Source organism: Alkalicella caledoniensis (genome assembly GCF_014467015.1).
GTDB lineage: Bacteria > Bacillota > Proteinivoracia > Proteinivoracales > Proteinivoracaceae > Alkalicella > Alkalicella caledoniensis.
Map to the genome: position 1 here is coordinate 3,602,389 of NZ_CP058559.1, position 24,993 is coordinate 3,627,381.

A 24,993-nucleotide genomic window follows, 5' to 3' on the forward strand; every position below is an offset into this window, starting at 1 on the left:
TTTATCTTTTTTTATAATTGTTTATGTGGTATAATTTTGACAAAACGTAAAACAGGAGGAGTCAATATGTCAATCATTGAAGCAATAATAGTAGGAATCGTACAGGGCTTAACAGAGTTCATTCCTATCAGTAGCTCTGCTCATATAATACTTGCCCAAGAAATTTTAGGTGTGAAACAACCAGGGATAACTTTTGAAGTAGTAGTGCATGTTGGTACACTTTTCTCCGTTTTTTGGGTTTTTTGGGATGATATATTTAAGCTTATCAAAGCATTCTTTTCTATACCTAAAGCACTTATTAATAAAAATAGTTTTGAAAGTTTAAAAAGAAAAGATGAAAGAAATTTTATTTACATGCTTATTATAGCAACTATTCCCACAGGTGTTTTTGGATTAGTTTTTAAAGATTTTTTTAGCAGTGTATATTCATATACCAAAGTTATAGGATTAACTCTATTAGTAACTGGTGGCATTTTATATCTCTCACAAAAAATGGCTTCTGGGTATAAAAAAGATGGAGAAATTTCACTTTGGGATGGTTTAATCATAGGTCTCTTTCAAAGTTTGGCTATTTTTCCAGGGATCTCAAGGTCTGGTTCAACAATTGCAGGAGCCCTATTTAGGAAGCTTGATAGAGAAACAGCAATTAGATTTTCTTTTATACTATCAATACCAGCCATATTAGGTGCAACTGTACTAGAAGTAAATGAAGCCATAGCTCAAGGTTTCGATTCTAGTTTGGCTATACCTTATTTAGCAGGATTAGTATTTTCAGCGATTTCAGGTGTTATCGCCATAAAGTGGTTAGTTGCACTATTAAATAAGGGTAAAATGCATTATTTCTCATACTATTGCTGGGTAGTGGGTGTACTAGTACTTATATTTTTCTAGAAATGGTGGTGTAGTTCTTGGCTAGACGAAAAAAAAAGAAAAGCAGCTTTACTTTAAATAGCGAGGTTAAAGCTATAGCCCTAGCAACCCTAGCAGGAATAGGTATGGCAAGCTTAATATTTCCAGAGCAAGTGGGTCAAATAGGTATAGCCATAAGAAACATTCTCCATGTAATAGGGGGGAAGAGCTCTATTGCTTTACCTTTTTTTCTATTGATATATAGCTTTAAACTAATGTTTAATAAGGACCTTAGTGTTAAAGTAAATAATAGGTTCATTGGTATTGTGATTTTTTACTGGACTTTTTTAATGACAAACCATGTTTTTTCACTAATACCTTTTTCTAACGATATTACCCCAAAAGAGATATTAAATGTAGGTCTGCAAGGTTTTGGTGGAGGGGTGTTAGGTGCTCTTTTGAGTATTGTATTTCTAAAGGGTTTAGGACTTATTGGTACTATCATAACTAGCATTTCTTTCATGATAATAGGCATAATACTTATTTTGGATATATCCTTATCTAAAGTTTTAGAATGGTTTGGTAAAATATTTAAAAACTTATATAAGCAATTGATTAATTTAGTTATTGGAAGGTATAGAAACCATAAAGAAAAAAAAGCTAAAAAGATAGCCGAGGAACCAATGATTATAAATGATACTATAAATGATCAAACTGAAATTACTATAAACACTGATAAAGATGAAAATGAACAGATTGATTTTACCTTCCATGATTACAATGAAAAGGAAAACAACAATGAGAAAACATTGGAAGAGGACAGTGAATTACCACAAAAGGATGAGGAAGGAAATATAGTAATAAAGTTTCCTCAGAAAAAGAAAAATCTTATTCAAAACATAGAAAAAGAAGAGCAATCTGAGGATTTACCAAAAGTTAAAAAGCTCAGTGTTCCATATGTAATCCCACCTTTAACACTGCTACAAAAAGCCGTTAGATTAAAAGAAGGGCGTTCAAAGGGTGATATAGAACAACAAGCAAAGACACTTATCGAAACATTAAATAGTTTTGGAGTTTCTGCGAAAATTACTCACATACATAGGGGACCTACCATAACACGTTTTGAACTTCAACCTGCTGTAGGTGTTAAAGTAAGTAGAATATTAAATTTAAGTGATGACCTAGCCTTAAGTTTAGCTTCAGCTGGAATTAGGATTGAGGCACCCATACCAGGCAAGGCTGCCATCGGAATTGAAGTTCCAAACACAACTAAAGCAAGTGTATATTTAAGGGAAGTTATAGAGAGTAACGAGTTTATGAACAATTCATCTAAATTGACAGTGGCTTTAGGAAAAAATATTGCTGGAGAAACTTTAATTGCAGATTTTACTCAAATGCCCCATATTTTAATAGCTGGTGCCACAGGCTCTGGTAAGAGTGTTTGTGTAAATACCATAATTAACAGTATTTTGTTTAAAGCGACACCTGAGGAAGTAAAATTCTTAATGGTAGATCCGAAAGTAGTAGAACTAAACATTTATAACGGTATTCCACATTTATTAGCTCCTGTAGTTACAGACCCTAAAAACGCAGCCTTTGCCCTTAAAAAAGTTGTAAAAGAGATGGAACACCGCTACGAACAATTTGCAAAACTAGGTGTTAGGGATATTAACAGATATAACAGTTTAAACCCTGACGAAAAACTTCCATATATAGTTGTGATCATAGATGAGCTTGCAGACCTGATGATGGTAGCTCCCAACGATGTGGAAGACTGTATCTGTCGTTTAGCTCAAATGGCAAGGGCTTCAGGGATTCACTTAATTGTTGCTACTCAAAGACCTTCAGTGGATGTAATTACAGGTGTCATAAAGGCCAATATTACTTCAAGAATAGCCTTTGCAGTTTCATCCCAGGCCGACTCCCGTACTATTTTGGATATGGGTGGTGCAGAAAAGTTGTTAGGTAAAGGTGACATGTTATTCTACCCAGTAGGTGCCTCTAAACCAATTAGAGCTCAAAGCTCCTTTATATCAGATGAAGAGGTGGAAAATATTGTTAGTTTCGTAAAAGAGAATCAAACACCAGAATATGACGAAACCTTTGAGGTTGAAGAAAAGGATTTTGAGACATATGATCTAGATGAACTATTTGAAGATGCAGCTAAGCTAGTTGTAGACTCACAGCAAGCCTCAATATCCCTCCTACAAAGGCGATTTAGAATAGGGTATACAAGGGCGGCTAGAATAGTTGATGACCTTGAAAAAATGGGTATAGTAGGTGGCTTCGAAGGAAGTAAGGCAAGGCAAGTGCTAGTTACAGAGCTACAACTTGAGGAAATATTGAAAAGTTCATAAAGTTAACTGAAGTTATAATTTAACAATTGGAAGCAGTAAATTTAGATATTGAGCTGTTAACTGCTATAAAATTATCTAACCTTAATAAAAATACATTATTACCTAAAATTTATTTCGAAAAAAAGAGGATTATTTTTTTTTTAGTAGAATAATAAGATAGAGGTTTGACATCTTACAAGGGGGATATTATAATGAACATTGTAAAGCCAGATCCGCGGCCTTTATACTTGTTAGTCAAAGATAAACTACTAGAACTAATAAATAATGGGTACTATAAAAAAGGAAGTAAACTCCCTTCTGAATTTGAATTAGCGAAGAGTTTAGGTGTAAGTAGACCTACACTTAGAGAGGCGTTGAGGGTACTAGAAGAAGAAAATATTCTTTCTAGAAGACATGGCATAGGAACTTTTATAAATGATAATACCCAAAGGATTAAAAATGGTATAGAGCAATTGCACAGTGTAACAGAAAGCATTGAACAACTTAGCTTGTCTGCTGGGACAATTCTCTTAAGTGTATCCATAGAAAGTGCAGACAACAATGATAAGGAAAAACTTCAAATGGTTTCTGATGAGGAGTTTGTAATCAAGGTTGAGCGCATAAGGACTGCTGATGAGGAACCAGTGGTATTTTGTATAGATAAGATAGTCAAACAAAATGACATAAATCACGAAGATTTTTATGATGTAGAAAACTCATTGTTTGACTTTCTACAAGAACACTATAAAATTAAAATATCATATGCAATATCGGAAATAATTCCTGTACAAGCTAACTATAAGCTAGCTAAAGCATTAAATATTCCAGCTAGGACACCCATATTACTTTTAGATCAAACTCATTTTTCCGATGATAACAAGCCAGTTTTGTACTCTAAAAATTATTTTAGACCTGATAGGTTTTCTTTTCATGTAGTACGTAAAAGAGTTTAAATTTTAAGGTTATAAAATAACCTTAATCTACAAATTATATATATTTAAGAGGAGGCAAATGTGGTGAAGAAAAAACTTGTATTACTACTTACTGCTTTAATGCTAGTATCGCTAACTTTAGCTGGCTGCGGTGGCGGAGGAGCGGCTGACCCTGATGATGAGACCTTAAAAATTGGTATTGTTTACTCAACTGGTGGTCTTGGGGACAAGTCATTCAATGACTCTGCACACAGAGGTTTACAAAGGGCTGAAAATGAGCTTGGAATCATTTTCGAGTACATCGAGCCAAGAGATTCAGCTGAAGATGCAGATTCTTTAAGAGAGTTTGCTGATGATGGTTTTGATTTAGTTATTGCAGTTGGATTCCAAATGGAAGACTCTTTAAAGACTGTAGCAGCTGAATATCCTGATATTAAGTTTGCTATCATTGACTCAGTAGTTGATCTAGAAAATGTTGTAAGTTTAACTTTCGCTGAGCATGAAGGTTCTTTCTTAGCAGGAGCTTTAGCTGCCCTTGTTTCAGAATCTAACGTAATCGGATTTATTGGTGGAGTTGACTTTGGTCTAATTCACCGTTTTGAAGGTGGTTTTATAGCTGGAGCTAAACACATCAACCCAGATATCAGAGTTATAAGCCAATACGCAGGTAGTTTTGGTGATCCTGCTGCTGGTAAAGAAGCTGCTCTAGCTCAAATAGATAGTGGGGCAGACGTAATCTACCATGCTTCTGGAGGTACAGGTGGTGGGCTTTTCGAAGCTGCTAGGGAAAGAAATATCTACGCTATCGGTGTAGACTCAAACCAAAACTGGCAAGCACCTGGGTATATAATAGCAAGTATGCTTAAAAGAGTTGACGTTGCAGTTTTTGAAACTGTAAAAGCTCTTCAAGATGGTCAATACGCTGGTGGTGAAGTTCAAGCCTTCGATCTTGATATCGACGGTGTAGGACTTACAAACCTTGGTGAAATCGATGTTGATGAGCAAGCAGCTGCAGACGCTGGTGATATCACAGCAGCAGAACTTGAAGCAATTCAAACAATGAAAGAAGAAGTTACTGCACAATATGCAGATCAAATAGCAGAAATTAAGGCGGGTATCCTAAACGGAAGTATTACAGTTCCAGACTGGATGACTGAAGGTAGACCTGAATAATCAACCTAACTGCCACACCATCCTTTGGCTTGGTGTGGCAGTATCTCTATTATGAGATCGCACTTATAAAAAAATCTTAAACTTAGTAAGATAAGGGGGAAAAGAGATGTCCTCAAACAATGTACTAGAACTTATAAACATTAGAAAGGTCTTCCCTGGTGTTGTAGCAAATGATAATGTTAATCTAACAGTAAAGCAAGGTGAAATACATGCTTTAGTTGGTGAAAATGGTGCAGGTAAATCTACCCTTATGAACATTATATTTGGATTATACCACCATGACGGAGGGGAAATTTACTTTAAGGGTGAGCCCTTAAACTTAACTGGGCCTAATGATGCCATAAAACTGGGCATAGGCATGGTGCATCAGCATTTCATGTTAGTGGAGCCTTTCACAGTAGTTGAAAATATAGTATTAGGTTCTGAACCTACTAATAATGGCTTGCTAGATACTAAAACTGCGTCTAAAAAAGTACAAGAGATTTCAGATAAATACAAGTTAAAAGTAAACCCACATTCTGTTATTGAAGATATATCTGTTGGTATGCAACAAAGGGTTGAGATACTTAAAACCCTATATAGAGGTGCAGATGTCCTTATATTTGATGAACCTACAGCTGTGCTAACACCCCAAGAAATTGAGGAACTATATGAAATTTTCACAACCCTTAAAAAGCAAGGAAAAACAATTATTTTTATTACACACAAATTAAAAGAAGTGAAATCCATCTCTGACAGGATAACTGTGTTAAGACAGGGAAAAACAATTGGTACTGTAAATACTGCAGATGTTTCCGAAGGTGAAATTGCAAAAATGATGGTAGGGCGTGAGGTTCTACTGAGGGTGGAAAAAGATATTGCAACACCAAAAGATGTGGTTTTGAAGGTTGAGAATTTAAAAGCAAATGATAGTAGAAACTTGCCTGCAGTAAAAGGTGTAAGTTTTGAAATAAGAAGTGGTGAGATTCTTGGATTTGCAGGCGTTGAAGGCAACGGTCAAAGTGAGCTAATTGAAGCAATCACAGGTCTTAGAAAGATAACTGAAGGGAAGGTTAGCTTCAATGGACAAGACATTACAAATAAAACTCCTCGTAAAATCAAAGAGGTAGGCATCGGACATATTCCAGAAGATAGACATAAACGTGGGTCAGTACTTGACTACGATATAGCTGAGAACCTAGTTTTAGGTTTCCATCATAAAGAACCTTTTTCAAAGCCTTTTTGGATGGACTACAAAGCAATTAAAGAATACGCAAATAAATTAATTCCTGAGTTTGATGTAAGAACCCCTAGTTCTAAAGTTAAGATTAGATCTCTTTCAGGTGGTAACCAGCAAAAAGTAATTATTGCCCGTGAGGTATCTCAGCAGCCGGATCTACTTATTGCAGCTCAGCCTACTAGGGGTGTTGACATCGGTGCCATAGAGTTCATTCACAGAAGGATAATAGAGCACAGGGACAAAGGTAAGGCTGTCCTCCTAGTATCTGCAGAACTACAAGAGGTCATGTCTTTAAGCGATCGTATAGCTGTTATTTACGATGGTAAAATAGTTGATATAGTCAATGCACATGAAGTTGATGAGTTTCAACTTGGTGCGATGATGACTGGTTCAACCCTGCAAAGGGAGGGCGAAAAACATGAAGAATAATGTGTATTTTAAATATCTAAAACCTGCTAGCATAGAACTTTTATATGCAGGGCTTTCAATTCTAGTTGCTTTAATCATAGGAGCATTCTTTATATTGTTTACTGAAACATCACCATTGGTGGCATATCAAAGAATGTTTGAAGGTGCATTTAGTGGGAACAATATATATGCAACATTGTTTAGATCCACACCTTTAATCTTAACAGGCCTTGCAGTGGCATTTGCTTTTAGAAGTGGCTTATTTAACATTGGAGCTGAGGGACAGTATTTAATTGGTGCCTTTACAGCAGCATGGGCAGGTTTTTACTTTACAAATCTACCTAGGATAATACACTTACCCCTAGTGTTAATACTTGCTATCATTGCAGGTGGTCTTTGGGCTAGTATAGCTGGGTTTTTAAAAGCTAAGCTTGGTGCAAATGAAGTTATAAACACTATCATGTTAAACTATATAGCTATTTACCTTACAATTTCTTATGGCATAAGGGCTGTTAATGAGCAACCTGGTCAACCTGGTACACCATTTATTTTGAGTACTGCTAGGATAGGAAATTTAGGAGAAATTATGAATGTGCCAGCTATTAGGGTGCATGGTGGCTTTATTATAGCCTTGCTAGCAGCGTTATTTATGTGGTATTTTATGTGGAAAACAAAATCTGGATATGAAATTAGAGCTGTAGGGCTAAATTCCCATGCTGCTGAGTATGGCGGTGTGAATGTAGCTAAGAACGTTATATTAGCTATGTTCATAAGTGGAGCTTTAGCGGGACTTGCAGGCGCTGGTGAAGTTTTAGGTACTCACTCTAGATTTATTCAGGGGATGAACGCAGGACATGGATTTACAGGGATAGCAGTTGCCTTAGTTGGAAATAACAACCCATTTGCAGTTGTGCTCTCTGGACTTTTATTTGGGGCGCTTTCACAAGGCGGTTTTGCCATGGGTAGGGTAGGTGTTCCGAGGGACATAGTAACAATAATTCAAGCTCTTGTTATTTTTTCCATAGCTATATCTCAAGTTATTAGAACACACCTAGCTAAGAAAAGAGCAAAGGAGGCAGCTAAGTAATGGATATTATTCTACAAATATTTTCACTTACAATTTTATGGTCCACAATTCGCTTAGCCACTCCTTTGATTTTAGCTTCTTTAGGAGGAATTTTTTCTGAACGCTCCGGGGTCATAAATATAGCCTTAGAAGGTATTATGCTAGTTGGGGCCTTTGCGGGTATTTATGGTATGCATCTAACAGGGTCAGCCTGGTTTGGAGTTTTGTTTTCAATTATTGTTGGACTACTGATAGCTGGTATCCACGCTGTTGTTACAGTTAAGTTTAAAACAAATCAAGTGGTAAGTGGTACAGCTATAAATATCTTGGCAAGTGGGTTGACTGTGTTTCTGCTAGACGTAGTTTGGAATGTTTCAGGTTCCTCTCCACGTATAGGAAGATTACCAACATGGACATTAGGTCCACTGAGCTTTAACCCCATTGTATACATTGCATTTATCATGGTACCAGTGGTATGGGTCGTCCTCTACAAAACACCCTGGGGACTGCGTATAAGGGCTGTTGGTGAACATCCGCATGCAGCTGATACCATGGGTATAAATGTTAATAGAATAAGATTTATATGTGTTATGCTAAGTGGGGCCTTTGGAGGAATCGCCGGAGCTGCACTATCCTTGGGAGAACTAGGTATTTTCCAAAGGGAAATGACGGCAGGCCGAGGTTTTATCGCCCTTGCTGCTATGATTTTTGGGAAATGGAATCCCGTGGGTGCATTCCTTGCAAGTTTGTTATTCGCTTTTGCACAAGCAATTTCCTTATCAGCTATAAATATTCCCTTTATACCTAGGGAGTTAATTAACACATTGCCTTATATAGTTACAATTATAGTTTTAGCAACCTTTGTAGGAAAGTCAGCTGCACCAAAAGCAGTGGGTAAAGCCTACGACAAAGGTGAAAGATAAATACGCCATTTGAAGCACACCCCAAATGTTAGAAAAAATCTAACGATATGGAGGTGTGTTTTTTTATATTTTTTTAATTTTAGCATTGCACTGTGTTAAAGTATGTGCTATAATCCTCAAAATATATTGATCATGTTAGAAAACCTGACATGAAGGGGGGATTTTATGAGTAAAGAGGATCTGCCAATAATATCCATGGGGCAAGTAAAAAAAATAACGGAGTTATCAGAAAGACAGATCCGATACTATGAAGAAAAAGGACTTGTTACGCCAAATAGAACAAAGGGAGGGCACAGACTTTATAGCTACAATCATATTAAAAAATTGATAAAAATCAAAGATTATCTTTCAGTTGGTAGGACCTTTGATGAAATTAAGGTAACTTTCAATCAAAGGGAAGCAAGGAATTCTGCGTATAACGACAATAAGGACATCACATCCATCTACCCTTATAAAAAAGGGATCACCCCTTCACCATATCATAAGGGAATTACATTTGAGGAGGAAGAATAAAATGGTAAAACATACAAAGGAAGATGTTTTAAACTTAGCAAAGAAATGGGATGTTAGATTTATAAGGTTGCAATTCACAGATATTTTAGGAATTATAAAAAATGTTGACATTCCCGTGGCTCAGTTAGAAAAAGCCCTGGACGGAGAACTAATGTTTGACGGGTCTTCCATAGAAGGTTTTGTTCGTATTGAAGAATCTGATATGTTACTTAAACCAGATCCCAGTACTTTTACGTTATTTCCTTGGGCAGGTTCAGATAAATATACAACAGCTCGCTTGATTTGCGATGTATATACCACAGAGGGGAACCCATTCATAGGATGTCCCCGCTCAGTTTTAAAAAAGGTTATTAAAGAGGCAGAAGAGTTAGGCTACACTTTCCATGTAGGGCCAGAACCAGAATTTTTCTTGTTTAGTACTGATGATAAAGGTAGGGCAACAACTCAGACCCATGATAATGCAGGATATTTTGATTTGTCTCCTGTTGATAAAGGGGAAGAAGCAAGGAAAGAAATAGTGTTGACCCTACAAGACATGGGCTTTGAAATTGAAGCATCACATCATGAAGTTGCACCTGGCCAACATGAGATAGATTTCAAGTATGCAGACGGTATTTCCACTGCAGATAACATTGCAACTTTTAGATTTGTAGTAAGAACAATTGCCCAAAAACATGGCCTTCACGCGTCGTTTATGCCAAAGCCAATTTTCGGTATAAATGGCTCAGGTATGCACCTACATCAATCCCTTTTTAAAGATGGGAAAAATGCCTTCTATGATCCTAATAAATCACATCAATTAAGTGATGATGCACTACATTTTATAGGAGGGTTAATAGAAAATGCCAGAAGCTTTACTGCTATAACTAATCCAACAATAAATTCATATAAACGATTAGTACCTGGTTATGAAGCTCCCGTTTATATAGCATGGTCAGAGAAAAACCGAAGTCCTCTACTTAGAGTCCCAGCAAGAAGAGGAATAGGAACTAGAGTGGAACTTAGAAGTCCAGATCCATCTTGTAATCCCTACTTAGCTCTGGCAGTGTCACTAAAAGCAGGGCTTGATGGTATTAAAAATAAAACCAAACCTCCAAAACCTGTAGATCAAAATATTTACGAGATGTCACAAGGTGAGAGGATAGAACAAGGAATTCACAGTTTGCCTAGTTCTTTAGAAGAAGCTTTGTTTGAGCTAGAATCTAGTGTTTTAATGGAAGAAGCTTTAGGCCAACATGTCTATCACAACTTTATTGCAGCTAAAAGAATTGAATGGGGGTTGTACTCTAGACAAATATCTAAATGGGAAATAGAACAATATTTAACCACTTTTTAAATATTAAAACCTCCGTTTTCAAATTCGGAGGTTTTTTGTTTTTCCTATTAACTAATACAAAACATACCATAATTAATTAGTTGGTTTTATATTATTTATTTGATATAATTAACTAAGAAATAATGGGTATAATATTTTAAAAACGGGGGAATATCATGGAATGGTATCTTGAGTATATAATTCATCAAAACAAGCCTGGCGTTCTAGGTGATGTAGCAACTTTTCTTGGTCTATTAGGAATCAATATTAAGATGATTAACGGACTTGCACCACAAAGGAGAGGCCTACTGATTCAGGCAGATAATCATTCCAAGATTGTTACACTAAAACGAGCATTAGCAAATTCTACTACCATTGAGGTGACAGCACTAAGAAGACCAACATTAATTGATAAAATAAACCTACAACATGGAAAAATGATACATCGTTCAGAAACAAATCCTAACACTTTTTCTTTTATTCGAGATGACCTAGGAATGCTTGTGGATTTTTTAGGGGGACTTTTACAAAAGACTTGTCCCATAGTTGGTGTTCGTGGGATGCCCAGAGTAGGTAAAACAGAGTCCATCATCGCTGCTTGTGTTCATGCAAATAAGCGTTGGATAATGGTATCATCAACCTTAACACGTCAGGTTATGCGATCTCACTTAACAGAAGATGAATTATCTAATGACTGTGTTTTAGTAATTGATGGTATTGTATCAACTTTTAGGGCTACTGAAAAACATAAACAATTGGTGAGGGAAGTGATGAAGCTTCCCATACCTAAAGTCATAGAACATCCCGATATTTTCCTTCGGGAAGGTGATTTTTCACCGGAAGTTATTGATTATACAATTGAACTCAGACGTAATGAGGATGAAGAAATAAACTACGAATTAGTAAATCAAAATTTTTCATCCTTTGATATTAGTTAAACTTAAAGGAGGTGATTCCCATAGAAATGAATGATATTATTGAAATTGGTAGGCAGTTAAAAGAAGCTAGAGAAGCCAAAAATCTTTCCGTAGAAGACATAGCCCAAAGGACTAAGTTAAGAAAAGATCAAGTTATTGCTATTGAAGAAGGGAATCTTTCTAATCTGCCACCTTTGGCTTATGTAAAGGGGTTTGTTAAGCTTTATAGCAAAGTAGTGGGACTTGAAATAACTAGTACTGCTGCTGCAACTGTGGATTCCCCAATTCCACCTAGAAAAATGGAAAGAAAACCCATGAAAAGATCATCGGCTAATATTGATTTAAGTAACTTGATTTTCCTTGTGTTGTTTATATCAATTATTGCTATAACAGTTTACTTTACAGTGGGTTATTTTACAAAACCCCGTAATACCATAGACTTACCTGAAAATTCCCATCCAATCATCATTGATGACGAAGACGAAGATCAGGAAGATCAAAACCCAATAGAAGAAGAACCTGTGATTGAAGAAGCACAAATCGAACTCATAATTGAAAATAATAAGTATATCTATGAAGTTACTAACCAAGAAAACTTAGAGGTAATGTTACAATTATCTGGTCAGAGTTGGGTAAATATAAGTACTGATGGTGTTAAGCTCAGAGAAAACATGCTAGATGAGGATTTACTCATCGAAGCAGCAAATCGAATTTCAATGAGAATAGGTCTAGCGGCTAATGTTGAAATAATAATCAATGGTCAACCTGTAGATTTTTCTGATGCCAGTAACGCTGTAAATGTAGAAATAAATCTAGTTGAAAAAAACGGGGAATAACCCCGTTTTTTCTTTTGACTATTGGTTTCCTTTGTATTATACTTAAATTGGCATAAGGGAGGAAATAGATATGGTAAAAATCGCGACAGTAAGTCTTGGTTGCCCAAAAAACTTAGTAGACTCAGAAGTTATGTTGGGAACCCTTCAAGAAAATGGCTATATAATCATAAATGAGCCAGAAAATGCAGAGGTTATAATTATAAACACTTGTGGTTTCATCGAATCTGCAAAAAAAGAATCAATAGATACAATAGTGGAGTTCGCTCAATACAAAAAAAATAAATGCCAAGTACTTATTGTAACTGGGTGCTTAGTTCAAAGATATAAGGATGAGTTGACCGGGGAAATTCCTGAGATTGATGGAATCATGGGAACAGGCGACTACGATAATATTATTCAATGTATAGACAATAATCTTAAGGGTGTGAAATATAACTCTACAGATAATATGGAGTATTTATATGATCATTTAACACCTAGACTACTCTCAACACCTAAATATACTGCATATCTAAAAATAGCAGAGGGGTGTGACAATCACTGTACTTATTGTATAATTCCTTCTTTACGAGGTAAATACAGAAGTAGAAGTATTGAATCCATAGTAACAGAGGCAAAAAGTTTAGCAAAAAATGGTGTTAAGGAAATTATCCTTATCGCACAGGATACTACTGTTTATGGTTTAGATCTTGATGGAAATTTACTACTTCCTAAACTTTTAGAAGAACTTAATGAAATTCAAGAACTAAAATGGATAAGACTTATGTATTGTTATCCTACTTTCATGACTGATGAGCTTATACAAAAAATTAAATCTCTACCAAAAGTTTGTAACTATATAGATATTCCTCTTCAGCATGGTGACGATAACATTCTTAAAAGTATGGGACGTAAGGAAACTAGACAAGAGTTAATAGATCTAGTGAAAAAACTCAGAAGTAACATTCCCGATGTAGCAATCAGAACCTCACTAATAGTTGGTTTCCCAGGTGAACAAGAAGAACATTTTAACAACTTAGTTGAATTTGTCAAAGAGATTCAACTAGATAGGGTAGGTGTTTTTACGTATTCTAAAGAAGATGGAACCGCTGCTGCAAAACTAAAAGGGCAAGTTAATCAAAGAGTTAAGGTATTGAGGCAACACAAACTAATGAAATTACAGCAAAAAATATCAAGTTCATTAAATGCTAAATCAGTAGGAAAGATTTACGAAGTTTTAGTTGAAGGTATCAATGATAATGGACAGGCATGGGGAAGAACTTATAAAGATTCACCAGAAATAGATGGAAAAGTATTTATAGACACAACAGAAACTGTAGCAATAGGTGACTTTATCCCAGTAAAAATCGTTCAAGCCATGGAATATGATTTGATAGGGGAGAAGTGTTAGTATGAATTTAGCAAATAGAATAACATTAGCACGTATTTTTTTAGCACCAATTTTTATGGTGATTATAGTAATCAACATACCCTATGGGGAACTTATAGCAGCTGCATTTTTTATAATCGCAGCTAGTACCGATGGTCTTGATGGTTACATTGCTAGGAAAAATAAACAGGTAACTAACTTCGGTAAGTTCCTAGACCCCCTTGCAGATAAACTTTTAATAACTGCTGCTCTTTTTACCCTTGTATGGATGAAGGAATTAGGGCCAATCATTGCTTTTATAATAATTAGCCGTGAATTTGCAGTTACTGGCCTTAGAGTTATTGCTGCCAGTGAAGGAATAGTAATAGCAGCTAGTAAATGGGGTAAGATCAAGACTATTATGCAAATTATTGCAATTTCTGCACTAACAATAAATGCAGGATTAGCTGATACCAATGTAGCTTTTCTGCAATGGTTTTTAAACTTTTTCCGTGTAGATATAATAGCATATGTTTCACTAATTCTAGCAGTAATCCTAACTATCTTCTCTGGACTTGATTACTTTTACAAAAATAGACATGTTATAAAAAAGGGCACACTCTAGAATAGAATTTTAATATTGAGCCAATATCTTGTTTCTAAACTGATATTGGCTTTTTTTTGTTCTTTTTTAACACTATTTTACATTACATTTGTATAGTAATTATGTTATAATCTACCGTGTTATGTAAACTAGAGAGGGGGAGGTTTTACCATGAAAATAAGATGGCAAATAATCATTGCAGTAACGTTATTAATTGTTTTAGTATTTTTTGTGACCACATCTGTAATGGCTACACTAAAGGTGGAAAAACCTCTAGTTAGTATATTAGAAGGTGAATCTAATATCTCTGAATTCATTATACAAGAAGATGGAGATACTACTAAAATAATTATAAGTCTAAAATCTTTTGATTCACTTTTAGATTTTCACAAAAAATTGGATAGCTCTTTGGATCAAATATTAAAAAAAGATTACACTATTATTTATAATAACGAAGTACCATCACTTGAGCATTCTTCATGGAGTAACTACTGGAGAGTAAATGCGACTTTGCAAGAATTATTAGTAAGTGGTAATTATACTGAAGCTATGATGGTTTTTGATGAATTAATAGGGGTGGACAACTATTTTCTATATATTGAAAACAACCAACTATTTTTCTTTTTTAATCTAGATAGCTACACTTATTTTAACGTCTTTAAATTAGAAAGAGGTGATTACCGATGGTAGCAAAGGAACTAACTATCGGAACCCTGCTAGCTGTTGTCTTAATTTTAGCTTTTAAAGGATTTAATGTCTTCCCAGTGGCCTTATTTGCAGGTATTGGGTTGTTTTTCTTATACAGAACTGAAGTTATTGATTTTGTAGAGTCTATGACTGAACAAAAAAACAAAGATTACCTTATATCTATTAATTTTGATCAAATAGGTGGCCAAGAAGGACCAAAGAAAGAATTGCTAGAAGCCCTAGATTTTATTGTGAATAAAGATTTAGTATCAAAATTAGGAATTAGACCATTAAAAGGTATTATTTTAGCGGGACCTCCGGGGACTGGTAAGACACTACTTGCTAAAGCAGCTGCGAAGTTCACGGATTCTTCTTTTATAGCTACCTCTGGTTCAGAGTTTGTGGAAATGTATGCAGGTGTTGGTGCAAAAAGAGTTAGGAAACTTTTTAGTGACGCCATAAAACTTGCTAAAAAAGAGAAAAAAGAATCAACTGTAATTTTTATAGATGAAATAGATGTCCTTGGGGTAAAAAGAGGTAGTAACTCTTCCCACATGGAGTATGACCAAACACTAAACCAACTACTAGTTGAAATGGATGGAGTTAAATCGAAGGATATTCAAGTTCTTATTATGGCTGCTACAAACAGAATAGACTTATTAGATGATGCATTGCTAAGGCCTGGTCGATTTGACAGAGTGGTTAATATTCCTCTACCGTCTAAAGAAGGACGTTTAGAAATATTAAAAATTCACTCTAAAAACAAACCACTAGATGATGTGGTGGATTTAGACTCTGTTGCAGCACAAACTTTTGGCTTTTCAGGTGCTCACCTTGAAAGTGTAACTAATGAAGCAGCTATACTTGCCCTTAGAAACAACCGTGTTAATGTAATTCAAAAAGACTTCCAAGATGCCATTGAAAAGGTTATAATGGGCGAAAAAATAGATAGGGTACCCTCAAAAGAAGAGTTATACCGCGTTGCATTACATGAGGTAGGCCATGGATTTATTAGTGAGTTCTACAGACCTAACTCAGTAGCGTCAATTACAGTAGCTCCGAGGGGACAAGCTTTAGGCTATATGAGACAAATAAATAGTGAAAACCTATTGGAAACCAAAAAAACCATTGAAAATATGATAGCAGTAACAGTTGCTGGTGCTATGACTGAAAAGATTTTTTACTCAGAGTTTAGTACTGGGGCAACTAATGATTTCAAAGAGGCAATCAATTTAGCTCAAAAGCTAATAAATTGTGGCTTAAGTGATCTAGGCACAACGAACTGTGATATACTTCCAAAAGAAATTTTGCATACAAAAATAAATTCAATAATCGAGGAAGTAAAAGTACAAACAGAAGCAGTGCTAATTCAATATAAAGAGTTAGTAAAAGATACAGCTGAATATCTACTAACAAATGAAACTATTTCCGGAGAAGACTTTAGAAAGAAAATTGAAGAAGTAGGAAAAGTAAACTAAGGATACCATAATAAAGGTGTCCTTAGTTTTTTTTTGAAAAAACCTTTTCGTTTAAACAGTTATTACTCATTATGCAATTAAAGGAATTTGTCGAAAGGGGTCGAATAATAATAGTATATAGGAGGTGTATTTTGTGAAAGGTGAAATCATAGCAGTTGGGACAGAACTTTTACTTGGTGATATAGTAAATACAAATGCACAATTTATAAGCCAAAAATGTGCGTTTATTGGTTTAAACATTTATTATCATACGTCCGTGGGGGATAACTCATCCCGACTTGCCACTGTATTACACTCTTCTTTATCCAGGTCAGATGTTATTATTATTACCGGAGGCTTAGGGCCAACTAAAGACGACTTAACAAAAGAAGTGGTTGCTAAAGTATTGAATAAGCCTTTGAAACTCAACTGGCAATGGTATAAAACTATTAATAAAATCTTTTCCAAACGAGCAACTATAATGCCTAGTAACAATATAAAACAAGCACTGATTCCCAAAGGGGCTGAAATTCTTACCAATAAAAATGGAACTGCATGTGGGATTTATATTAATTCTCATGGAAAGCATCTGTTTTTACTACCAGGGCCCCCAAGAGAAATGTTCCCAATGTTTGAAGATAAAGTACTACCTAAGCTATTTGAGCTTGAGGAAAACTTAGGAAGGATCCACTCTAGGGTCATAAAGACTTATGGCATAGGTGAGTCAGCTTTAGTTGAAAAAATTGATGATATAATAACAAATCAAACAGATCCTACCATCTGTACTTTGGCTAAAAATGATGGTATTCATGTACGTATAACAACAAACACTGATCAAGATAAAATTACTAAAACACTTTCCACGGTGGAAATGAGGTTAAAAGAGTATGTATGGGGCTATGACGATGACTCTGTTAATCAGTTGATTGTTAAGACACTTAAAGATAAAAAACTCAGTGTAAGTACAGTAGAGTCATGTACAGGAGGAGCTATAGCATCATCTTTAACGGATGTCCCTGGAAGTGCAAGTGTTTACACTGAGGGTACTGTGCTTTATACAGAACAATCAAAAGCTAATTTTTTACATTGTTCTTTGACTGAAATTCCCCAAGGGGGCATCGAGGAACAACTGACAATAAAACTTGCTAAGAGGGCAAAGGAAGTTTTTTCTACAAGCATTGCTTTTGCTATAACCGGGGCTTTAGGGCCAACTGCTCCTAAAGGAGTTGAAGTGGGTACTATTTTCATGGCCATAGTTTTAGATAACAAAATTGTTAGTAAAGAGTTTAAGTTTTATGGTTCGCGGGAGAATATAAAAGAAAAAGCTATTTTAGCAGCTTTACATCTAATTTACAAAAACTTAAACGAGGAGCCCTTAGATGGATAAAATAAAGCAATCTTTTAACTCATTCTTCCTAAATAAGTACGTTCATATATTAGTCTTGAGTTTAATAGGAGCAATATTGTTTATATCTATATTGGGAACAACATCTTTCCAAGTGTTAGCTTTTGAACTAGATGTCAGCATAAGTATTTTCGATAGCGGACTGACAGAAATACAGATTCCACCTTTAGGGATCATAAGGAGTAGAACTCATTCGTCACCTCTAAGATTTACAATAGGGCTTTCAAATATAAACTTAAATTTATTAGAGGAACTTACAGAGGGAGAGAAACAAGAAGAAATACTAAGTTCTGTTATAAATATACTCACCCAAAGAATGAAAATTTTTATCCTACGTAATGCTATTTTGGCTTTTTTAGGGGGTTTTTTATTTACCTTCTTCTTTTATAAAAAGCCTAAGGATCTTATAATAGGTGGAACCATAGGTTTATTGGTATTTGTAATTTTGTTAACTTCAACTTTCGCAACGTATGACCAGACAGCTTTTTTCACCAACCCTGAATTTGAAGGAGTTCTTCAAATGGCCCCTTGGATGTTTGGGCTTTTAGAAGAGAGTTTAGAGCGTTTAGAGGATTTTGGTGACCAAATGGACCTTCTAATTGTCAATCTATATCATTTATTTGAGCGGATACAATATTTAGAACCCCTTGGCGCAGTAGATGGTGACATAAAAGTACTACATGTTTCTGATATTCATAATCACCCAGTGGCCTATGACTTCATTAGACAGGTGGTGCGGAATTTCAATGTAGACCTAGTTATAGATACTGGGGATATTAGTGATTATGGTACTCCACTGGAAGGCGAGCTTTTAATGAACTTAGCTGATATTGAAGTTCCATATGTTTTTATTCCTGGAAATCATGATTCGCCTGCTATAATTGAGACACTGCAAACAATTGAAAATGTATTTGTGATACTAGATGATGTGATTTATGTCAACGGAGTAACCATAGCTGGCATAGCAGACCCTGCATCTGCTTCAACTGCCATGGCGGTTCCCCCTAGGCAGGAGTATGAAAGACTAGCAAGACAACTGGAAAACACCATAATAGAAAGTGGTCTAGATCCATTTTTTGTAATATCTCATCATCCTATTATATCAGAGCAATTAGCTGGCAAGTATCCATTATTGTTACATGGACATACACATACTTTAAATATATTTGAAAGTGAAGGGTCAGTGATTATTAACCCAGGAACCTCTGGAGCAGCAGGTATAAGAGGTCTGTTAGCTAGAGATGAGGTGCCTTATAGTGTGGTGTTAGTACATCTAAAAAAACAAGAAGATGACAGTCTTAGACTTGCAGCAGTAGATACTATTAAAGTTTATAACATAAGCTCTGGATTTATATTAGAACGCAAACTAATACAATCCCAACTAAGAGAAGAAGATGGAGAAGAAGAGATAGTAGAACCAGAAGAAGAGTAGATAGTCAATGATTTCAAAACAAGCTAGAAGGCTGTTAGCTGCCTTTTAGCTTGTTTTTTGTAAAACCTTACGGACACCATTTGGCACCAACTAAAACCACACCATCTGGCACCAAGGGATATGTAAGTGGGGTCCTTATTACTTATGTACTTAAAGATCTTTAGTTTATAGCTCACTGTAACCTCTATATCCTGCAACCATGCTGGGTCAAACTGCAATCTATTTACTGATACATGCTGGGTCGTGAAAACCTTACGGACACCATCTGACACCAACTAAAACCACACCATCTGACACCAAGAGATATGTAAGTGGGGTCTCTATTACTAAGTATTTTCGTAGTGTGGAGCTTTTAGTGGAGGATAGTGTGAGGCTTATTTATTGCAATGTTAAGGTTTTTGTAGCCAAAAAAGTAAGACCCACAAACCTAAACCACAAGTCCGCGTAATCCGCGTAATCTCTATTTAAAATTTTGTTATGCTCTTTTGACCCTAAGGCTATTTGTTTTTTGCTTTATCTCTAAAAAAAATTAAAACCAAACATTCATTCCAAACAAAAAATACTTGCTTCAATCGAATAAATGTTCTATAATTAGCTTAACGAAAAGAAATTTTGGGGGAGGAATTACATATGGAAAAGAAAAAAGCACTAGAGATGGCCTTACATCAGATTGAAAGACAGTTCGGAAAAGGCTCTATAATGAAACTTGGAGAGAACACTAGCCTTTCAGTTTCAACTATTGCATCAGGCTGTTTAGACTTGGATATAGCCCTAGGGACTGGTGGTTTTCCACGGGGAAGGATTGTTGAGATATATGGACCAGAGTCATCTGGTAAAACCACTGTGGCCCTCCACGCCATTGCACAAGCTCAAAAAAGTGGTGGAACTGCAGCTTTTATTGATGCTGAGCATGCTTTAGACCCTGTATATGCAAAAAAACTAGGTGTTAACATAGATGAACTTTATGTATCTCAGCCAGATACTGGAGAACAAGCCCTTGAGATTGCTGAAGCGCTAGTTCGTAGTGGTGCTATAGATATCATTGTAGTGGATTCAGTTGCGGCCCTAGTACCTAAGGCGGAAATTGAAGGTGAAATGGGTGATTCCCATGTAGGCCTACAAGCCCGCCTAATGAGTCAGGCCTTAAGAAAGCTTTCTGGAGCTATAAGCAAATCAAAAACTATTGCTGTATTTATTAACCAGTTGCGTGAGAAGGTAGGGGTTATGTTTGGTAGTCCAGAAACTACACCAGGTGGACGAGCTCTTAAGTTCTACGCTTCTGTAAGACTAGATGTTAGACGTACAGAAACCCTTAAACAAGGGCAAGATATGGTTGGTAACCGTACTAGAGTTAAAGTTGTTAAAAACAAAATTGCGCCACCATTTAAACAAGCAGAATTTGATATAATGTATGGTGAAGGTATATCAAGGGAAGGCTGTGTTTTAGATATAGGCGCAAATATAGACGTTGTTGCTAAAAGTGGAGCTTGGTACTCTTATGAAAATGAGAGATTAGGGCAAGGACGTGAAAATGCTAAGCAATTTTTAAAAGAAAACCCAGAAATTTGTGATGTGATCGAAGGAAAAATCCGAGAACATTATAACTTAAGTACAGGGATAACTCCATCTGAAGACCAAATACAAGACCAGGCATAATTTGCCTGGTTTTTTATAAAGCGGGTGAAATCGTATGAAAGATAAAGCTTTGTCAATGGCATATAGATACCTTTCATTTAAGGATCGAACAGAACAAGAACTGGTGAAGTATCTTGAAAAAAAGGAATTTACAGAAGTTGTTATAATAGAAGTTATAGACAAGTTAAAGGAATACAACTACCTTAATGACCAAAGATATATGCAAAATTTCCACAGATATCAAACTCAAACTAAGGGTTATGGACCTTTAAGAGTACAATATAACCTACAACAAAAAGGTATAAGCAAAGATAAATACCAGGAATTCGAAGGTCAAAGTGAATCAGATTATTATACCATAGCCCTTAAGATAGGGTTAAAAAAGCTCAAAGACAAGAGAGATTTAGATTCTTTGAGAAAACTATATGCTTTTTTACTAAGGAGAGGTTATTCTCCAGCAGTTGTGAGTAAAGTCATTAACACTTTAAAGGATAAGGAGAATTTTCATGAAGATAGTCTTTATAACTGATACCCACTTTCGTGGCACTACTCCTAAAAATCGTAAAGATGATTTTCTATTGACCTTAAAGGCTAAACTTACTGAGGTAGTTAATTACTGTAACAATAACTCAGTTGATCTGCTTTTACATGGTGGTGATTTTTTTGACCGACCTGATGTTTCACCATCTGTTTTTAAAGACTTTGCTAAAATTTTATTTAACTGTAATTGCCCCATATATGGAGTGCATGGCAATCACGATATATATGCCCAAAATCCATCAACTTTACCTCGGACTATGTTGGGAATACTAGATGGTTTAGAAATTGTCAACCTTTTAGATAAAGAACCTATAGTAATAGATTCAGATATTAAACTGCAACTAACTGGCTGCGGGTATAGCTATGATATTGAGCAAAAGGAAAATTATATTGTTTCAAATACTACTAACTCAGACTATTGTATTCATATTGTCCACGGCATGTTGCTGCCCCGTAAAAGCCTACCTACAGAAAAATTGACAACCATAGACCAAATACGCTCAACAGAAGCAGATATTACGTTAACTGGTCATTACCATGGAGGCTTTGGAATCTATGAATTAGATAATAAATATTTTATTAACCCCGGTGCACTAGTAAGAATAGATAATAGTCTTACTGAAATTAAAAGACAACCAAAGATTCTAGAAATAAATCTAGATAAGAGAAGTAAGCCAACAATCAAGGAGATTCCCTTAAAATCTGTTCAAAAAGGGGAGCATATTTTAGACAGAAGTGAAATTGAAGCTCGCATGGAAAAGGAATCAAAATTGATAGACTTTTTAGACGGAATTTTAGATATCTCCAATAATAAACTTATGGTTATAGAAGAAATAGTAAGCTCCATTGCAGAGAACACTGGTGTAGATGAAGTTGTAAAAAGAAAAGCTTTGGAGGTTATCGCAAATATTCAATCAGACTTTTCAGAGCAAGATATATCCTAGGGGGAGGAAGAGAAAAATGCCATATATCACTAATGTTAGAATAGAAAACTTCCAATCTCATAAAGATACACAGTTAAACCTAGCTAATGACTTAAATGTAATCACCGGTCCTTCAGATAGTGGGAAGTCTGCAATAATACGCGCCATAAGATGGGTGCTTTACAATGAACCTAGGGGTACAGAATTCATAACTGCTAATGAAAAAGAATGTAGGGTGACATTGGTCTTAAGTAATGGCATTTCAATAATAAGAGAGAGAACAAGTAGTAAAAATAGATATATACTTATACAAGATGATGAAAAGCAAATTTTTGAAGGTTTCGGAAATACGGTGCCTCAAGAAATTATAAACACACACCAAATAAAAAATATTTACTTAGATACAGATCAAAGAACATCAATTAATCTTTCAAATCAGCTGGAGGGGCCCTTTTTACTAAGTGAGTCTGGTGCCACTAGGGCAAAAGCCATAGGTAGGGTATTAGGAATACACTACCTTGATGCTGGAGCTAGAAAAGTCACTGCAAACATAGGTGAACTTAAAAGAGAATACACAAATAAGTTATTAGAGAAAAATGACTTAGAAAATCGAATTAAAGATTATGAAATATATGAGGATTATAAAGAACAGCTTGATATAACAAAAGAGAACTATAGTCTCCTTTTGCTAAAATATAAGTTTCTTGAAACACTAGTGGATTATAAAAGCAAACTTTCTACTTTAAATAAGGAAACTGTTAAAACAGAGGGTATTATCCATAGTACCAGTAATTTAGAGAAATTAGAGAGTACAATGGAAGCTATAGTTAAGATAAGTCATATGCACAGTATTGCACTACAATTTAATAAAAGACTTGTTTCTACAACTAAAGAAATAGAAAGCAGTACCCGACTAATTGAAAAAACATCTCACATTGAAGAATTAAACGCAAACATTGTGAAGTGTGAAGCTTTAGTTAATAAACTAGAAAAATACAAAGACTTGTTCAAAAGGGTAAAAGAAAATAAATTAGAAATACAAAAGCTAGAAAAAGTTTTAAGTAACACTACAAATATTGCTGCACTACAGCAGAATATAAATGCCAGCAACAATCTGTCTTTGCAAATAAAAAGTCTCAAGCCTATAAACGAAAAACTCATGGTATGTAATAGTGACATCAATAAATGTGTTAAAGTTATCAATTTAACTGAGGGCATACAACATATAACCCCAAATTTAGAAAAAATAAAGCTATTGCAGGAGAACATCCATAAGAGCACTAAATATAAAGAAACTTACTTTGAGACCAATCAAAGAATCCAAAATGGAAAAAAATATGTCAAAACCCTAGACAGTGAACTTAGTATGGTTTTAAAATCATATCAAAATAAAATTCTCAATTTAAAAGAATGCCCTGTATGTGAAAATACATTAGATAGAGCTAGGGCAAAAAGATTAGTTGAAAAATGGAGAGAGGTGTAGAAAATGTCTGTTGAAAAAGAAATAAGTATATTAAAGGAGCAACTTGAAACAATAAAGTCTAAAAGATATAAAGCAGAGGCTAAGCTAGAAGAATTAGTTAAGCAGCGGGAAGGGATTCTAGCTGAGATTAAGGAACTGAATATTGACCCCAATGATTTAGAAAATGAAATCAGAAAAATGGAGCAAGAGGTTTCTGAGCTACTGAAAAAGACAAAAGAAATGCTCCCAAGAGAACTATTATAAAATTTGGCAGGTGATCTAAGTGATTGATGAAATCAGAAAACTAGAAAAAGAAATTAACCTTTGTCAAGAGAATTTATCTATCAAGTTTGCTGAAAAAAGGGCCATGGAGAATATTAAACAAAAACTAGTTGAACATACCAGGAAATTAGAAGCTGAAATAGATATTTATAATAAAGTAAGAATTTTACTCAATAACTCAGCAGATCATGGAAGAAAACAAGCTCAAAGCCAAATTGAACTTCTAGTAACTAAGGCTCTACAATATATTTTTGATGAAAACCACTATTTTAAAATAGAATTTCAAGAAAAGAGCAATAGAATAGAGGCAGAATTTTATGTCTGTTCTATGCATCATGGAGTTGAAATTAAAACAAAGCCTGAGGATTCCAGGGGTGGGGGGGTAGTTGATATTGTTTCCCTGGCATTGAGAATTGCCCTTATGGAAACATACCGCCCAAAACTTCAGGGACCTATCATTTTAGATGAACCTGCAAAACACGTAAGTGAGGAATATATAGCCAGGGTAGCTTTATTTTTAAAATCAGTAAACACAAATTTCAACAGGCAAATAATTATGGTTACCCACAACTCTCATTTAATGGAATCAGCAGATGAAGGATACAGAGTTGAAATAAAAAATGGTATAACATGGGTAAATAAATCCCATTAGCTTGACATAGATTTTTAAAAAATATACAATAATATTATAAATTCAATTGAAATTAATATAGTTAGTAGCCCTAGACTTT

General features: G+C 35.1%; 23 protein-coding genes. All 23 read left to right on the plus strand.

The genetic code is table 11. The annotated features are described in order from the left end of the window. The first annotated feature begins 66 nt into the window (after window positions 1–66). The 23 genes from HYG86_RS17715 (at window position 67) to HYG86_RS17825 (ending at window position 24,914) form a co-directional block, all read left to right on the plus strand. Entirely contained in the window at window positions 67–891 is an 825-nt protein-coding gene (locus HYG86_RS17715) for an undecaprenyl-diphosphate phosphatase (RefSeq protein WP_213166874.1), read from the plus strand. A gap of 17 nt (window positions 892–908) precedes the next feature. After that, window positions 909–3,206, plus strand: coding sequence for an FtsK/SpoIIIE family DNA translocase (locus HYG86_RS17720; RefSeq protein ID WP_246451840.1), 2,298 nt, complete (start codon window positions 909–911; stop codon window positions 3,204–3,206). 191 nt (window positions 3,207–3,397) lie between these two features. Further along, entirely contained in the window at window positions 3,398–4,138 is a 741-nt protein-coding gene (locus HYG86_RS17725; RefSeq protein ID WP_213166875.1) for a GntR family transcriptional regulator, read from the plus strand. Window positions 4,139–4,201: 63 nt separating this feature from the next. Beyond that, window positions 4,202–5,290 carry a BMP family lipoprotein gene (locus tag HYG86_RS17730; RefSeq protein ID WP_213166876.1) on the plus strand — a complete coding sequence of 363 codons (1,089 nt, stop codon included), beginning with the start codon at window positions 4,202–4,204 and terminating at the stop codon, window positions 5,288–5,290. Between the two features lie 106 nt (window positions 5,291–5,396). Next, window positions 5,397–6,938 (plus strand): ABC transporter ATP-binding protein, encoded by a 1,542-nt coding sequence (locus HYG86_RS17735; RefSeq protein ID WP_213166877.1) that lies wholly within the window; start codon window positions 5,397–5,399, stop codon window positions 6,936–6,938. Further along, the gene (locus tag HYG86_RS17740) at window positions 6,928–8,004 is read left to right on the plus strand and encodes an ABC transporter permease (RefSeq protein ID WP_213166878.1); all 1,077 of its coding nucleotides are present in this window, start codon (window positions 6,928–6,930) and stop codon (window positions 8,002–8,004) included. The genes HYG86_RS17735 and HYG86_RS17740 overlap by 11 nt, the downstream gene beginning before the upstream one ends. Further along, a complete protein-coding gene (locus HYG86_RS17745) occupies window positions 8,004–8,906 on the plus strand; it encodes an ABC transporter permease (protein WP_213166879.1) in 903 nt (300 codons plus the stop codon). The genes HYG86_RS17740 and HYG86_RS17745 overlap by 1 nt, the downstream gene beginning before the upstream one ends. A 165-nt stretch (window positions 8,907–9,071) precedes the next feature. Beyond that, window positions 9,072–9,419: a MerR family transcriptional regulator gene (locus HYG86_RS17750; RefSeq protein ID WP_213166880.1), complete on the plus strand. Its 348-nt coding sequence runs from the start codon at window positions 9,072–9,074 to the stop codon at window positions 9,417–9,419. A 1-nt stretch (window position 9,420) separates the two neighbouring features. Further along, complete coding sequence (glnA, locus tag HYG86_RS17755; protein WP_213166881.1) at window positions 9,421–10,755, plus strand: type I glutamate--ammonia ligase; 1,335 nt, start codon at window positions 9,421–9,423, stop codon at window positions 10,753–10,755. Between the two features lie 155 nt (window positions 10,756–10,910). Next, window positions 10,911–11,672 (plus strand): DUF3388 domain-containing protein, encoded by a 762-nt coding sequence (locus HYG86_RS17760; protein ID WP_213166882.1) that lies wholly within the window; start codon window positions 10,911–10,913, stop codon window positions 11,670–11,672. A gap of 26 nt (window positions 11,673–11,698) precedes the next feature. Continuing rightward, complete coding sequence (locus HYG86_RS17765) at window positions 11,699–12,487, plus strand: helix-turn-helix domain-containing protein (protein ID WP_213166883.1); 789 nt, start codon at window positions 11,699–11,701, stop codon at window positions 12,485–12,487. Window positions 12,488–12,551: 64 nt separating this feature from the next. After that, the gene (gene rimO, locus HYG86_RS17770) at window positions 12,552–13,877 is read left to right on the plus strand and encodes a 30S ribosomal protein S12 methylthiotransferase RimO (RefSeq protein WP_343064240.1); all 1,326 of its coding nucleotides are present in this window, start codon (window positions 12,552–12,554) and stop codon (window positions 13,875–13,877) included. Between the two features lies 1 nt (window position 13,878). Further along, window positions 13,879–14,460 carry a CDP-diacylglycerol--glycerol-3-phosphate 3-phosphatidyltransferase gene (pgsA, locus tag HYG86_RS17775; protein ID WP_213166885.1) on the plus strand — a complete coding sequence of 194 codons (582 nt, stop codon included), beginning with the start codon at window positions 13,879–13,881 and terminating at the stop codon, window positions 14,458–14,460. Between the two features lie 150 nt (window positions 14,461–14,610). Continuing rightward, entirely contained in the window at window positions 14,611–15,129 is a 519-nt protein-coding gene (locus HYG86_RS17780; protein WP_213166886.1) for a hypothetical protein, read from the plus strand. Continuing rightward, a complete protein-coding gene (locus tag HYG86_RS17785) occupies window positions 15,123–16,604 on the plus strand; it encodes an AAA family ATPase (protein WP_213166887.1) in 1,482 nt (493 codons plus the stop codon). The genes HYG86_RS17780 and HYG86_RS17785 overlap by 7 nt, the downstream gene beginning before the upstream one ends. A gap of 133 nt (window positions 16,605–16,737) precedes the next feature. Further along, complete coding sequence (locus HYG86_RS17790) at window positions 16,738–17,970, plus strand: competence/damage-inducible protein A (RefSeq protein ID WP_213166888.1); 1,233 nt, start codon at window positions 16,738–16,740, stop codon at window positions 17,968–17,970. Then, on the plus strand, window positions 17,963–19,420 hold the full coding sequence (locus tag HYG86_RS17795; protein WP_213166889.1) for a metallophosphoesterase family protein: 1,458 nt from the start codon (window positions 17,963–17,965) through the stop codon (window positions 19,418–19,420). Before HYG86_RS17790 ends, HYG86_RS17795 begins: the two co-directional genes overlap by 8 nt. 630 nt (window positions 19,421–20,050) lie before the next feature. Then, entirely contained in the window at window positions 20,051–21,076 is a 1,026-nt protein-coding gene (gene recA / locus HYG86_RS17800) for a recombinase RecA (RefSeq protein WP_213166890.1), read from the plus strand. 34 nt (window positions 21,077–21,110) lie between these two features. Next, on the plus strand, window positions 21,111–21,584 hold the full coding sequence (locus HYG86_RS17805; protein WP_213166891.1) for a regulatory protein RecX: 474 nt from the start codon (window positions 21,111–21,113) through the stop codon (window positions 21,582–21,584). Beyond that, on the plus strand, window positions 21,562–22,539 hold the full coding sequence (locus tag HYG86_RS17810) for a metallophosphoesterase family protein (protein ID WP_213166892.1): 978 nt from the start codon (window positions 21,562–21,564) through the stop codon (window positions 22,537–22,539). The genes HYG86_RS17805 and HYG86_RS17810 overlap by 23 nt, the downstream gene beginning before the upstream one ends. Window positions 22,540–22,555: 16 nt before the next feature. After that, window positions 22,556–24,001: an AAA family ATPase gene (locus HYG86_RS17815; protein WP_213166893.1), complete on the plus strand. Its 1,446-nt coding sequence runs from the start codon at window positions 22,556–22,558 to the stop codon at window positions 23,999–24,001. 3 nt (window positions 24,002–24,004) lie between these two features. Continuing rightward, window positions 24,005–24,244, plus strand: a complete 240-nt coding sequence (locus tag HYG86_RS17820; RefSeq protein WP_213166894.1) for a hypothetical protein — start codon at window positions 24,005–24,007, stop codon at window positions 24,242–24,244. A gap of 19 nt (window positions 24,245–24,263) precedes the next feature. After that, entirely contained in the window at window positions 24,264–24,914 is a 651-nt protein-coding gene (locus tag HYG86_RS17825; RefSeq protein WP_213166895.1) for an ATPase, read from the plus strand. The last annotated feature ends 79 nt before the right edge of the window (window positions 24,915–24,993 follow it).

Excerpts from the sequence above, each read along its gene's own strand:
- HYG86_RS17740 (WP_213166878.1), top strand. The coding sequence starts at position 6,928 with ATGAAGAATAATGTGTATTTTAAATATCTAAAACCTGCTAGCATAGAA.
- HYG86_RS17725 (WP_213166875.1), top strand. The coding sequence starts at position 3,398 with ATGAACATTGTAAAGCCAGATCCGCGGCCTTTATACTTGTTAGTCAAA.
- HYG86_RS17735 (WP_213166877.1), top strand. The coding sequence starts at position 5,397 with ATGTCCTCAAACAATGTACTAGAACTTATAAACATTAGAAAGGTCTTC.
- HYG86_RS17760 (WP_213166882.1), top strand. The coding sequence starts at position 10,911 with ATGGAATGGTATCTTGAGTATATAATTCATCAAAACAAGCCTGGCGTT.
- HYG86_RS17785 (WP_213166887.1), top strand. The coding sequence starts at position 15,123 with ATGGTAGCAAAGGAACTAACTATCGGAACCCTGCTAGCTGTTGTCTTA.
- HYG86_RS17815 (WP_213166893.1), top strand. The coding sequence starts at position 22,556 with ATGCCATATATCACTAATGTTAGAATAGAAAACTTCCAATCTCATAAA.
- pgsA (WP_213166885.1), top strand. The coding sequence starts at position 13,879 with ATGAATTTAGCAAATAGAATAACATTAGCACGTATTTTTTTAGCACCA.
- HYG86_RS17750 (WP_213166880.1), top strand. The coding sequence starts at position 9,072 with ATGAGTAAAGAGGATCTGCCAATAATATCCATGGGGCAAGTAAAAAAA.
- recA (WP_213166890.1), top strand. The coding sequence starts at position 20,051 with ATGGAAAAGAAAAAAGCACTAGAGATGGCCTTACATCAGATTGAAAGA.
- HYG86_RS17810 (WP_213166892.1), top strand. The coding sequence starts at position 21,562 with ATGAAGATAGTCTTTATAACTGATACCCACTTTCGTGGCACTACTCCT.
- HYG86_RS17820 (WP_213166894.1), top strand. The coding sequence starts at position 24,005 with ATGTCTGTTGAAAAAGAAATAAGTATATTAAAGGAGCAACTTGAAACA.
- HYG86_RS17715 (WP_213166874.1), top strand. The coding sequence starts at position 67 with ATGTCAATCATTGAAGCAATAATAGTAGGAATCGTACAGGGCTTAACA.
- HYG86_RS17805 (WP_213166891.1), top strand. The coding sequence starts at position 21,111 with ATGAAAGATAAAGCTTTGTCAATGGCATATAGATACCTTTCATTTAAG.
- HYG86_RS17795 (WP_213166889.1), top strand. The coding sequence starts at position 17,963 with ATGGATAAAATAAAGCAATCTTTTAACTCATTCTTCCTAAATAAGTAC.
- glnA (WP_213166881.1), top strand. The coding sequence starts at position 9,421 with ATGGTAAAACATACAAAGGAAGATGTTTTAAACTTAGCAAAGAAATGG.
- HYG86_RS17745 (WP_213166879.1), top strand. The coding sequence starts at position 8,004 with ATGGATATTATTCTACAAATATTTTCACTTACAATTTTATGGTCCACA.
- HYG86_RS17765 (WP_213166883.1), top strand. The coding sequence starts at position 11,699 with ATGAATGATATTATTGAAATTGGTAGGCAGTTAAAAGAAGCTAGAGAA.
- HYG86_RS17780 (WP_213166886.1), top strand. The coding sequence starts at position 14,611 with ATGAAAATAAGATGGCAAATAATCATTGCAGTAACGTTATTAATTGTT.